Raw genomic sequence first — 11386 nt, 5'->3', positions numbered from 1 at the left:
GTGGGCGCGAAAGGTCAGCGCTCGCGGCCTGGCCGCTGGCGCAACATGTTGAGGCAGAAGACCACCGCCAGGACGGCCACCGCGACCTGCACGACGGCCGCCACCCAGGCGGCGATCCTGCCGGTGGCCAGCTGCTGGGCCCCGGCCAGCAGAAGCACGACGGCCACCAGCTCCAGCGCCACGCGCACGTGCCAGGGGGCGGAGGGCCACCCCTTGGCGTGCCGGCCCAGAAGGTGGCCGCGGGTGGCCAGGGCGAAGCCGGCGATCACGCAGGCCACGCCTCCGATGATCGGCAGCACGCTCACGGGGTCACCTCCCCGGTCTTGCCGAAGACCGACTCCACCCGGCGCAGCAGCGACGGGCCGATCCGGGCGATGACCACCGCGATGACCAGCGCCGCGACGATCGGGCTGACGTTGGGGTTCACGCCCAGATGCTTCTCGACCAGCTGGTTGATGAAGGCGCCCGCCCAGTCGTAGCTCAGCCCGCCCACGATGACGGCCAGGGCTGACGAGATCCCCGTGTTGAACGTCTCGCGCAGGGCGCGCCGGCGCGTAGGCGGCGGCTCCGACAGCAGCACGGCAAGCAGCCGCTGGCCGTCCCATAGCGCCACGACGCACGCCGCCAGGACCCCGCTCAAGATGCGGTGTCGTTCCTCCATGGGAGGCCCCCTTTTCGATTGTGGAATGAGCGCGGCGATACAGGCTGCGCCGCTCAGCAAGACGGGCCCGGCGCCATGGCCGGGCCCGAATTGGGGTCAGGCCGCCAGCTTGGCCTTTTCCGACTGCGGGATAGCGGAGACTTCCCGCACCACCTCGGTCGGCTGTGGGTGCACGCCGTCGTTGGTCGGCGGGATCAGCACGGCCGAGCCGGCGGCCGCGACGACGGTGTTGGTGTTGCGGTCCAGGGTGGCCAGCCAGCCGCCGCCCGGGTTGGCCGCCACGTCGGTGACGATGCCGACGCCGGCGAACGCCCCGCCCCAGCGCACCACGTCGGAAACGTAGGGCATCTGGGTCAGCACGACCTGGCTGTACGTGGCCACTCCGTCAGTCCCCGCCGGCTGGGCCAGGCTGGTGACCGTCGCCGGCGCCCAGGCGCCCGGGTAGCTGGCGTCGTACCAGGCGGGCTTCGTCGAGATGTAGGCCGACAGCTCCCCGTCCAGCAGGGCCTCGCGCGCCGCCTCCAGCTGCCACTTGAAGCCGTTGCCCCAGGTGTCGGTGGGCGTCGCCCACTCGTTGCCGGAAGCCCGCGTCTGGTTGGCGCGGGTGGCGTAATAGTCGGTCGAGGTCGAGCGGGGCAGCACGCCCCAGGCCACCACCTTCACGCCCGGATACCGCGCCTTGACCCGGGTGACGGCGCCCTTGTGGTTGGCCAGCATGTTGGCGAACGTCGCGTTCAGGTCGTTCTGCGCCAGTTGGTCCAGGACCACGGTGAAGGGCGGCAGGCCGCCGTTCCAGGTGGTCAGCTGGTCCAGGTTGTCCCAGCGCTTCAGCGCGTTCGTCGTCAGCTCGCGCTGCGAGCCCGCCCCCGGCATCCCGATCATGTAGTGCGGGGTTCGATGGTGGGTCGCATCGTCCGCGTCCAACCAGCGGCGCAGGACGCCGAGGTTGCCGCGCGCGTCGGCCGAGCCGCTGTATTCCTGGCGGCTCTCGCCGATGCTGTCGGCCATGACCAAGGCGACGGGCTTGCCCTCCCATCCCTTGAACGCAGCGTTGTCTGGCCCGTAGAACTGGGGCTGGGTGACTAGGCCATAGGTGGTGTCCAGCGCCGCCGTGCTGGGGGCGGCCAGGTTGTCCAGCATCGCCTCGAGACTGACGCCGGCGGCCGCGCCCCAGATGCGCTCGCCGCGGTGCTTCTGGATCCTGGCGTTGGGGATCTGGTTCTGACCGGCCGCCGTCGAATACTCGGTGACGACGGCGACATGCCCTTCCTTGGGGACGTTTGACAGGAAGTTGGCCTCGTCGGTCCACGGTCCGTTGGCGCCGCTGGCGATCGTGACGCCGTTGGCGCCGCCGAACGTCAGTCGATACCGCACCCCGCCCAGCACCGCGCCGTTGACGATGGCCGCGCCGATAATCGCCCAGACGCCGTGGATGACGGTGTCGTTGCCCGGCAGCACCGTTTCCTGGGGCGAGTTGCCGCCTTCGGTCGACGCGAAGCCCGAGAAGTGGAAGCGATAGCGGTTCGTCATGAACTGGGGCGCGCCGTAGACGAACACGCTCATCTTGCGCTCGGTGCCGGCGGCCGCGACGAGGTTGTTGCCCGAGTTGGGCCGGATCCTGGTCAGGCCGACCATGTAGCGATCGGCGGCCATCGCCTGCAGCGCGAACACCGTGTCATGGTGCGGGCCATTGCGGGCGGCCGGGTTCGACACCCGCACCGTCACCGACTGCGCGCCTACGCTGGTGGCGCTCGGGCCCTTCAGCAGCCGATACCCGTCGATCGCGTTGCCGGTGATCTTGAACCGGCCGTCGTTGGGATAGACGCGCGGCACGCCGCCATCCATCACGTCCAGGACGTCGGAGATGAAGGTGTCGGCGGCCGCCGTGTAGACGTAGAGCAGGTTCGTCAGGCGCACCGCGCCGAGCACCGGCAGGCTGGCGACCAGGGCGTCATGCTCGGCCTTCAGCGCATCCAAGGCCTCCTGGGCCGTGGTGGCCGGCAGTCCGCTGGCCACAGGGTCATAGCTGATGTCCTGGGCCTTGTCGGGGCCGGGCGGCCCGACCAGCGGCAGGCCCTCGCTCCACCCCTCGTCCGTCTTCGGGCCGTAGAGCACCACGCCGGCCCGATCGAGGTAGCAGTCATCCACGGCGCCGAAGTCGGCCGCCGGCGCGCCCTCGCCTCCCAGGATCCTGGCGCCGCGATCGCCCTTCGGTCCCACGCCCGAAATCTCGAACTGGCCGGTCTCGGCGATGACGACGACGGTCCCGGCCTTGCCCAGCGTGTCGACCAGCGGCGAGACGTCCGGCACCAGCGACATGGCCCGCTTCAGCAGCACCCGCCCCTCGGCCAGCACGTCGACCTCGCCGGCCCCGTCGACCAGTTGCACCTCGAACCCGAACTGGCCGACGGCGAATGCGGCCGTCTGGGTCGTGCCGCAGCGGATCCCGATGCGGCCTTCCTCCGGCCACAGCACCACCGCCGCACCGTCCAGGGTGAAGCTCTCGTCGCGCCGGCGCGGGTCCACCGGCTTCAGCGCCAGGCGCGGGGTCTTCCCGGCCAGGTCCTGGCGCGGGGTCAGGTCCTGCAGCAGGAACACGAAATCCTGCTCCCAGCGCGCGCCGGTTCGCACGGCCGCCAGCGGCGCCGTGATCCTTACAGCAGACATTCAATTCTCCAGGGAGGAAGCGGCCCGACGGGGCCGCGTCAGGTCTTGAGCGTGGTGTACCAACCACCGGTCGGCACGATCAGGCCGGCCACCCGCTGCTCTTCGATGGGGCAGTCTTCGAAGGTGACGCCGGTAAAGTCGCCGCTGGTCGGGCGGTCGATGCGCAGGCCGACGCCGCACCGGCGGACGTGGATCCGGCGGGCCAGGACGTCGATGCGCGTGGGGCCGATCCCGGCGCCGCCGCCGATGCCCGACAGGGCCACGCCGCGGTTGCAGTCCTCGATCAGGATGTCTTCCCACAGGTGGTCGCGCACGTTGGCCGACTCCGTGATCCCGATCCCCCAGCTGTAGCTCTGCTGGTCGCCGTTGCGGATGACGCCCCGGCGCACCTGGGCCTTGCTGCAGTTGAGGCCGACGCCGAAGTTCAGGCCTCGGATGTCGAAGTCCTCGAGGACCAGGCTGGTGGCCTGTACGACGAGCGCGCCCTTGCCGCTGTCGGTTGCCTGGGTGCGCATGTTCATGACCGGCCGGCGGATGACCACCGCCTCGCACGTCGAGGCCTGCCAGCAGTCCGCCGCGCTGCCCAACGGCGTGTCGTAGTGCCCGTCCTCTTCGAGGACCAGGCCGCGAACGCTCTGGTTCCAGACGCAGTCGCCGTAGACGTTGTGGATGTAGTTGCGGGCCAGATAGACGTTACGCGTGTAGCGGATCGAAATGCCCTGGTAGTCTGGGCCCGCCGCCACGCCGATGTGGCTGATCTCGTTGTCGACGATCTGCCAGCCGCCGAACTGGTAAGTCGTCGTCCCTCCGAACAGGTTGACGCCCATCTTGGTCGCGCCATCCATGTGCAGGCCCTCGACGCGCACGGCCGAGGCGCTGTTCTCGTCGACCGCGAACTCGGCGCCCGCCCCGAACTTCGGCTTCGCGCCCGCGCCATAGGCGCTGTAGGTGCAATTCGACTTGACCAGCAAGCCGCCGGCCCACACGCCGCCGCGCTTCAGCAGCACGTGACCACCGCCAGGGACCGTGCTGTCCGCGCCCTTCGCCAGGCTGGCCCAGGCCGTCGCCGGCGTCTTGCCGTCGTTGGCATCGTTCCCGGCCGGGTCGATGTACCGGAAGATGTCCAGCGCCACGCCGTCGGGCGCGGGCAGCGTGCGGGCCCGCAGCTGGTCGTCGTCGAGATCGCCCAGGATTCGCAGGCTGCGAAGCCACAGGGCGCTCTTTTCAGCGCCGCCCGCGCTCTGCCCCACCCAGATCGACTTCATGCGCTCCACGGGCAGCGGAAACGGGTCGTGGGCCAGGGCCTGGCCAAAGCCGAGGGTCCGGCCGCGCCGGCGCACCCGCAGGGCCATGCGCACCGAGCCCGGTCCGAAGCATCGGGGGATGAAGGGCGATAGAGCCCCGTTGGTCTGAACCGTGGTCAGGGCGTTGTTCGCCGTCCGGGTGATCGCCACCTCGGCGCCGCCGTCTCCGGCCACGGTCAGCATCCGGCGCACGGCCGCGTCGGCCCGGTCGATGTGCACGTCCATCAGCGCCGTGAAGGGCGGCGTCAGCGCGTCGGCGAATCCCAGGCGCAGCGCATCGGCCGATCGCGTCACCGCCGCGCCTGCCGTGATGATCGGGCTGGTGATGACCGGCACGTCCTGGAAGTCGGGCAGGATCACGTAGACTTCGGAGTTGGCGTAGGCCGCCACGGTCAGGCGTGAGGCGCCCGTTGTGATGTTCAGGTTCGACCTGACGGTGCGGCGCCAGTGCGTGCCGCTGAAGGCCTCGGCCGTCGCCACGCTGAACACCCGGATATCACCCTGGCCGCTAATGCAGCGCACATAGGCCGCGATCGAGTGGGGGCCGGTGGCGCTCGCCGTGCCGGGCACGCTGACGTACCAGGGCTCGGAGGTGGGGTTGTAGAACCGATAGACCTTGCCGTTCATCAGGCCGGCGTCCATCAGGCCCCGGAAGATGTATTCCCCCGACACCGGATCCTGGGCCGCATAGAGCGCGGCCGTGTCGTCCACCACCGTGATAGTGACGGTCGACGGCGCCGTGGTCGACTTGGTCCAGCCGCTGGCGTTGACCGGCGCTGCGCCCATGGCGGTGCACTTGTTCCGCGCCGCCGGTTCCAGCGCCAGGCCCTCGCCCGCCACCAGCTTGGGCGCGCCGTCCGCGAACGGCACGAGGCGCCCGCGCGGAGTCAGGGCCACGCCGCCGCTGCTCTGCAGCTGCAGGCCCCGCACCGCCATCAGCGACGCGAACGATCGGTCACCGCGCGAGAAGACGCCGCCGGCGCAGTCCAGGACCGCGCGCGGCCCCGCGCGTTTGGCGTTGACCGTCAGCATCAGAGGGCGTTCACGCCTACGGCCATGACCTTCAGGCCCTTGGCGGCGGTGCCCTCGGTCAGCACGTCGACCGTCAGCTCGTCGTCGACGGCGATGGCGGTGTCGATGATGACGGGCTGTGTCGCCCCGCCCTGCAGGCTGGACCGGAAACCCGGAAGGATCGTGATCTTGGTCGACAGGATCGACACGCCGTTCTTGCGGATGTCGATCACCACCTGGCCGGCGGTGCTGGCCGCCGACAGGCTGGCGCGCACGGCCAGCAGGTCGAACGCCACGTGCGACCGGGCGAACGCCTGGCTCGCCCCGTAGGACAGCACCTCGTAGTCGCCCACCACCGCCATGCAGATGGCCTGGCCCACCTGGGTCTCGGCGTTGATGCGCGCCAGGCACGGCATGTTCACCGTGCTGCCGTCGTCCAGCGTCACCGGGTAGTAGCCGTCGCCGCCGGGCCCGCCCGTGGCCGAACCGGTCATCAGCGTCCGAAACTGGGTCACCGAGGTGCGCCAGTCGGCCACGGCCTGGTTCAGGGCCGTGACCATCGCCGGGAAGTCGGCGGGGATATCGACCATCACAGAAACTCCGGCTTCGTCGGCGGGGTGGGATTGAGCGGATCTGTCTCGGCCGCCGGCCAATCCAGCAGCGCCTGGCGGTAAGCCACGACCTGGCTTTGCTGGTCGGGCCACAGCGCCGACCACCGCAGGGGGTTCATGACCAGCGGATCCACCTGCTCGCGCAGAAGCGCGTCTCGGCCGACACGCAGGCGCGACATGGCCGGGCGCACCTTCTCGGCCTGGATGACGGCCGGGTCGCGCGGAACCGGATCGTCGTTTTCATCCATCTCGTGGGTGACGTCCCAATCCGGGCGGTCCTCGAACACCTCGCGCCAGGGCTGTTCAAGGCGCATGGCGTCGGCTTCGGGCAGCACGCGGCATTCCGTGATCCGGCGTGTCTGCCGGTCGAAAAGGATGACGATCATCGGTAGGCCCGGAAGGTCACGAGGGTGCGGCTGGTGTAGTAGTCGTCCGGCTTGCACATAGACCGGAGCTGGACGGTGTGCGTGCCCGCCGGCAGCCGACGGGAGGTCAGCACGGGAAGCGCGGTGACCGCGTTGTTCTTGCCCTGCGAGTTCTGGTCCAGCAGCTCGCCGTTCAGGTAAATCCGCGTCGCCGAGCTGTGATAGCTCTCCGAATTGCCGCCGCCGTCCTGGAAGTTGATCTGCGCCAGGAACAGGACGTCGGCGTCGTCCTCCAGGGTCAGAATGTGGGTCGAATGGCCGACCTCGGAGTTGGAACCGTAGGTCGTCGACGACGCCGACGAGACCTGCATGGCGGTCCAGGCATTGTCTGCTGCCGCGGCGGTCTGCACCGTGCCGGCCACGTGCAGGTTGCCGTCGATCTCGACGTCGGCCCGGAACGCCACCTTGTTGGTGACGGTGTTCACGTAGAACACCTTCTTGGGGTTGTTCGGGTCTGTGCCGACGATCCCGAAGATGTCCTCAGCGAAGTAAATCTCGCCCAGCGTGCCGTCGTTGGTCTGCACGATGCCGGCGATATGGTTGTTGACGTTCGTGGCCAGCACCCACTTGGCCGCGCCAGTCGCGGCGTCGACCTGCCGCATGAAGGTGATGTAGGCGGTGTTCTGCGCGGTCTGCGCCGCCAGCTGCTCGATAGACGTGCCCTGGGAGCCCTGCACCTCGTCGGTCTGCGACTTCCACACCGCAGTGCGCGTGTCGGTAGCCGCTTGGTTGATCAGCGTCTGGCTCAGGTCGTCCAGGATGTCCTCGACCGGGCGGCCGCCGGCCTTGACCGTGTCGGACGCGACGAGCGAGTTCGCCGGGATGGCGACCGGCGGGTGCTCGACCCAGTCCGACAGCCAGCCGTCATAGGTCCGCCAGGCCGCGCGCGGCACGTAGACGGCCCCGCCCCTCACGCCCGTCATGTCTCCGGTCGGGTTCGACGCCGGCAGCGCCTGGCCGGCCGAGACATAGGCGTCATCGCCCGCCCCTTCCGGCTTGACCTGCACCACCAGCTCGGTGACCAGGCCCGCCGTCACCGCGCTGCAGGTGACCGCCAGCACCGGATACGACGAGCCGTCATCGGCGATGCGCTTGACGCCGGCGGCCAAGAAGTCGTCGGGCGGAAACACCGCCCGGCCGATCTGGATCCCCTCGATGATCAGCGCATCCGAGACGTCGCCCGAGCGCAGCTTGCACCGGATCTCGACGTCGACCTTGTAGCTGCTGTCCTCGTCGCCGTTGACGGCGGTGGCCTCGGTGATCGCCGGCGTGACGGCCATGCGCTGGGTGCTGGGCAGCGGCGTCAGCGCCGTCCACTGGTTCTCCGGCTCGGCATGGCGGCGCCAGCGCACCGGGAAGCTTTCGACCAGGCCGCCGCGCACGGCGTCGACGTCGAAGGCCACCTTCACCCCTTCCGGGGTCGCCTGGGTTACGCCCAGCAGGCGCGGGCGCGGCGCCTTGGGAACGATCGAAAGCTTGGTCCCCAGGTCGGGGATCGGCCCGGTCTCCGAGCCCTCCAGCTGCTCGGCCAGATACCGGCGCGCCGTGATCTGGAAGGTGTCGTCCTCCTGGGGCTCGAAGTCGACGATCTCCAGGTCTTCGGTAATCGCACCCAGTTCGCCAAAGGCGATCAGGTCTTCGGCCTCCGGCGCCAGCTCGGGCGACAGCGCGGCCGGGAACATCACGTCGCGCGACTTGCCCGGCACGTTCAGCACCGGCATTCCCGGGATCACCCCGTCGGCGCGCCGCACGTCCATGCCATAGGCCTTGCCCGCCTCCATGGTGACGGGGACGTTCAGGCGAACGCCCGACACCAGCGCCCCGGCCATGTGCCGGAACAGCACCCGCCCCTCCCCGGCGCCGTACAGGGCCTCGGGGTGGCGCACCCGGATCCGATGGCCATAGCCGACATTGGCCACCGCGTCGGGCCCGGCCGTGAACTTGTGGACCTCGACCTGCAGCTTGCGCGCGGCCAGCCACACGCGCCCTTCCTTGAAGGCGCGAGCCTTGGTCACCTGGTAGTCGAGCGAGAACGACTCGACCAACGTGGCCTTCTTGGTCATCACGCCGTCGACCAGGCCGCCGGTGCGGCTGTAGCCGTCGGCCGGCACGAAGACCTCGTCGTCCTCGCCGCCCACGTCGAAGTTGGGGAACTCGACGATGACGCCGTGACATTCGTCCGGGAACGATCGGGTGTAGCTGTAGTCCTTGGCGTTCTCGCCCGTGAACAGGCTACCGCTGACCGGCTTTTCCCAGTTGGGCACGATGATCATGCCGTCGCCCGGGTCGTAGGCCGACCACCGCCCGATCGACCCCAGCACCTTCAGGGCGTCTTCCTGGGTGACGTCCCGGTTGAGGGTGTAGTGGCCCTTCCAGTTCATGGCCTCGACCAGCTCGTACTGGTCTTCCCACGACGGATCCGACAGTTCCTCGGCCGTGTACGGCTTGGCCGCCGCCGGCCCCATCAGCATCATTCGGGCATGGGCGATGCCGTTGTCGCTCGCCTCCCACTGGCTGATGTCGTCCAGCCAGGCGGTGCCGGTCCACTTTGGGGCGTGCGGCGTGACGATGCCCGTCACCGTCGGCAGCGTGCCGCCCAGGTCGTCGGACGACTTGATGCGCATCGCCATGCACGACAGGTTCTCGTCGGCGACCGGCTTTTCGAACACCACCGAGCGGATGGCCGACAGATAGGTGGTCTGCACCGCCTTCTCGGCATCGTCGCCGTCGGGATCCCAGGCCCGGGTGCGGAACTTGATCTGGCTGTCGTCGTCCTTCGTCCAGGCGAAGGTGCGGCGCACCGGATCCTGGGTTCGGGCGATCACGTCGACCGTGCCGGTGGGCAGCACGCCGCCGAAGCGGTTGTAGTACGGCCCGCCCTCCAGCGGCGCGGCCTGCCATTCCTCGGTGCCGACCGGCGCCCATTCGATCTGGACCCGCACTTCCTGCTGGACGATCGAGCCGCTGGCCTTGTTGAAGCGCAGGCCCGACGGCCAGGTGTAGTCGATCTCGATGCGGTCGCAGACGGCGGCCGTGGTGTGGGTTTCCCAGTCGCCGCCGATCTCCAGCTCGTCCGACAGGTTCTCCTGGAACACGCTGTTGGCGTAGAAGGTGAAGTCGCGCGGGCCGGGCGTCAGGAAGGTCTGGATCTGAACGTCGCCCGCGCCGTAGTCCGACAGCAGCGTCTCGCCGATCTTCACGTCCGACAGCGAGCACGGGCCGTAGTGCAGGCCGAAGATCACCACCAGCCACACCTGGCCGTTGACCACCTCGGTGTAGGCGTTGGCCGCCACGTCGAAGGCGTCGCGCCCAGCCCCGAACCGCAGCGGCATCATGCCCCGCCGGCGGATCTGGTTGCTCTGGCTGTTCATCGCGCCGTTGTCGTTGGCGCTTGGCAGGGTGTCGGGCTTGCGGATCGGGAACAGCACGCGCGGCACCACCGCCGCCGCCAGCTGCCACATGGCCGCGGTGAACGGGCCCACCGTGAACGACGAGACGATGGCCACCGCCGTCAGCAGCACCGTCAGGAAGGTGCGCGCCGAGTTGTTCGACCCGCCGGCCGGCTCCAGCTGCAGGTTCACGATCGACCCGGCCGCCGGCACGTAGTCCAGGGCGGCTAGGCGCTCTTCCGGCGTCGCGAACGGGATGGCCTCGCCGTCGACGTAGACCCGCACGAGGTCCAGCGTCTCCTCGTCCTCGTCCAGCGCGCCGATGTTGATCGCGTGGACGATCAGGTCGCCGATGGCCGCGCCGGCCTGCACCTCCTCGGTGCGCTGGCCTTCAGGCGTGGGGTCGCGGGCGATGCACAGCGCCAGCGCCGTGTCGCAACGATCAGAACGCATCCATGAACCTCGGTTGGCGCCGGAGCCAGATGCCGGCGAGCCTGGTGATCTGCGTCCCTGCGGCCGGGGTTTCGGCGTGCAGGAACCATCGGGCGTCGAGCATCAGCCCAACGTGGTAGAAGAGGCCGCAGCGGCTGAAGAGCACCGCCCTGCCCGGGCCGGCGGTCGTCTCCCGCCAGCGTGGCAGCTGAGCGGCGAACAGCGCGTGCTTGCGCTCGGGATCGTCGCCGTCGGTGGGGGCGTAGAAGTCCGCGCCATAGGGGAAGTCCTTGGCGAACAGGATCTGGCCGGCGACCTTCAGGCAGCCCAAGCAGTCCCAGCCCTCCAGCGAGTGGCCGTGGCGGACATAGGGCACCGACAGGTAGTCGGCGGCCCGCTGCAGGGGCGTCATTTGTAGAGGCCAGGAACCCGGCTGTCGGTGTAGCGGGCCGAGCAAGCCGGCTCGGACAGGTCCCGCCCGCCCAGCGTCACCTTGACCATGCCGCCCGCCACCTCGGCTTCGGCGACGTGGGCGCCGCGGATCGACCGTTCAGCGATGTCGGGCGCAGCCACCCGCACCCGCTCGATGCGGCACGAGGGCTGGGTGTTCTCGATGGCGCGGATCATGGTCACGATCTCGCCCGTGGCGCCGACCTGCAGCTGAGCCTGTCGGCTGGCTTCGCCCACGCCGCCGCCCTTCCACGCCACCTTGAATGCGGCGGGGTGATAGGTCTGCACCACCCCGTCCTCGCTACGGGTCAGCGCCTTGCTCCAGTTGGTCAGGCGGATCGGCTCGTCCAGCGACGGATCGTCCAGGATCAAGAGCACGGCGCCGGGCTTGGCGCCCCGCGCATAGACCTCCCTGAGATAGGCCACGCTGGCCATG

The 11386-nt window shown here is 69.5% G+C and carries 9 protein-coding genes; all 9 read right to left on the bottom strand.

All coding sequences use genetic code 11. The annotated features are described in order from the left end of the window. Nucleotides 1-14: 14 nt before the first annotated feature. Nucleotides 15-305 carry a hypothetical protein gene (locus V6S85_RS02510; RefSeq protein ID WP_334347928.1) on the bottom strand — a complete coding sequence of 97 codons (291 nt, stop codon included), beginning with the start codon at nt 303-305 and terminating at the stop codon, nt 15-17. Then, nucleotides 302-661, bottom strand: a complete 360-nt coding sequence (locus tag V6S85_RS02505; RefSeq protein WP_334347927.1) for a hypothetical protein — start codon at nt 659-661, stop codon at nt 302-304. Before V6S85_RS02505 ends, V6S85_RS02510 begins: the two co-directional genes overlap by 4 nt. 96 nt (nt 662-757) lie before the next feature. Continuing rightward, a complete protein-coding gene (locus tag V6S85_RS02500) occupies nt 758-3328 on the bottom strand; it encodes a hypothetical protein (RefSeq protein WP_334347926.1) in 2571 nt (856 codons plus the stop codon). Nucleotides 3329-3366: 38 nt separating this feature from the next. Then, a complete protein-coding gene (locus V6S85_RS02495) occupies nt 3367-5664 on the bottom strand; it encodes a hypothetical protein (protein WP_334347925.1) in 2298 nt (765 codons plus the stop codon). Next, the gene (locus tag V6S85_RS02490) at nt 5664-6233 is read right to left on the bottom strand and encodes a hypothetical protein (protein WP_334347924.1); all 570 of its coding nucleotides are present in this window, start codon (nt 6231-6233) and stop codon (nt 5664-5666) included. The genes V6S85_RS02495 and V6S85_RS02490 overlap by 1 nt, the downstream gene beginning before the upstream one ends. Further along, nucleotides 6233-6640, bottom strand: a complete 408-nt coding sequence (locus V6S85_RS02485) for a hypothetical protein (protein ID WP_334347923.1) — start codon at nt 6638-6640, stop codon at nt 6233-6235. Before V6S85_RS02485 ends, V6S85_RS02490 begins: the two co-directional genes overlap by 1 nt. Next, on the bottom strand, nt 6637-10521 hold the full coding sequence (gene gpJ / locus V6S85_RS02480) for a TipJ family phage tail tip protein (RefSeq protein ID WP_334347922.1): 3885 nt from the start codon (nt 10519-10521) through the stop codon (nt 6637-6639). Before gpJ ends, V6S85_RS02485 begins: the two co-directional genes overlap by 4 nt. After that, nucleotides 10511-10912 (bottom strand): hypothetical protein, encoded by a 402-nt coding sequence (locus V6S85_RS02475; protein ID WP_334347921.1) that lies wholly within the window; start codon nt 10910-10912, stop codon nt 10511-10513. The genes gpJ and V6S85_RS02475 overlap by 11 nt, the downstream gene beginning before the upstream one ends. Beyond that, nucleotides 10909-11385, bottom strand: a complete 477-nt coding sequence (locus tag V6S85_RS02470; protein ID WP_334347920.1) for a hypothetical protein — start codon at nt 11383-11385, stop codon at nt 10909-10911. Before V6S85_RS02470 ends, V6S85_RS02475 begins: the two co-directional genes overlap by 4 nt. Nucleotide 11386: the final 1 nt, after the last annotated feature.

The sequence above is a fragment of the Caulobacter sp. CCNWLW153 genome (assembly GCF_036889365.1).
GTDB lineage: Bacteria > Pseudomonadota > Alphaproteobacteria > Caulobacterales > Caulobacteraceae > Caulobacter > Caulobacter radicis.
This window is presented reverse-complemented; position numbering and strand designations above follow the sequence as displayed.

What these genes read in the sequence shown, in the direction of transcription:
- V6S85_RS02505 (WP_334347927.1), bottom strand. Translation starts at nt 661, where the DNA reads ATGGAGGAACGACACCGCATCTTGAGCGGGGTCCTGGCGGCGTGCGTC.
- V6S85_RS02500 (WP_334347926.1), bottom strand. Translation starts at nt 3,328, where the DNA reads ATGTCTGCTGTAAGGATCACGGCGCCGCTGGCGGCCGTGCGAACCGGC.
- V6S85_RS02495 (WP_334347925.1), bottom strand. Translation starts at nt 5,664, where the DNA reads ATGCTGACGGTCAACGCCAAACGCGCGGGGCCGCGCGCGGTCCTGGAC.
- V6S85_RS02490 (WP_334347924.1), bottom strand. Translation starts at nt 6,233, where the DNA reads ATGGTCGATATCCCCGCCGACTTCCCGGCGATGGTCACGGCCCTGAAC.
- V6S85_RS02485 (WP_334347923.1), bottom strand. Translation starts at nt 6,640, where the DNA reads ATGATCGTCATCCTTTTCGACCGGCAGACACGCCGGATCACGGAATGC.
- gpJ (WP_334347922.1), bottom strand. Translation starts at nt 10,521, where the DNA reads ATGCGTTCTGATCGTTGCGACACGGCGCTGGCGCTGTGCATCGCCCGC.
- V6S85_RS02475 (WP_334347921.1), bottom strand. Translation starts at nt 10,912, where the DNA reads ATGACGCCCCTGCAGCGGGCCGCCGACTACCTGTCGGTGCCCTATGTC.
- V6S85_RS02470 (WP_334347920.1), bottom strand. Translation starts at nt 11,385, where the DNA reads ATGGCCAGCGTGGCCTATCTCAGGGAGGTCTATGCGCGGGGCGCCAAG.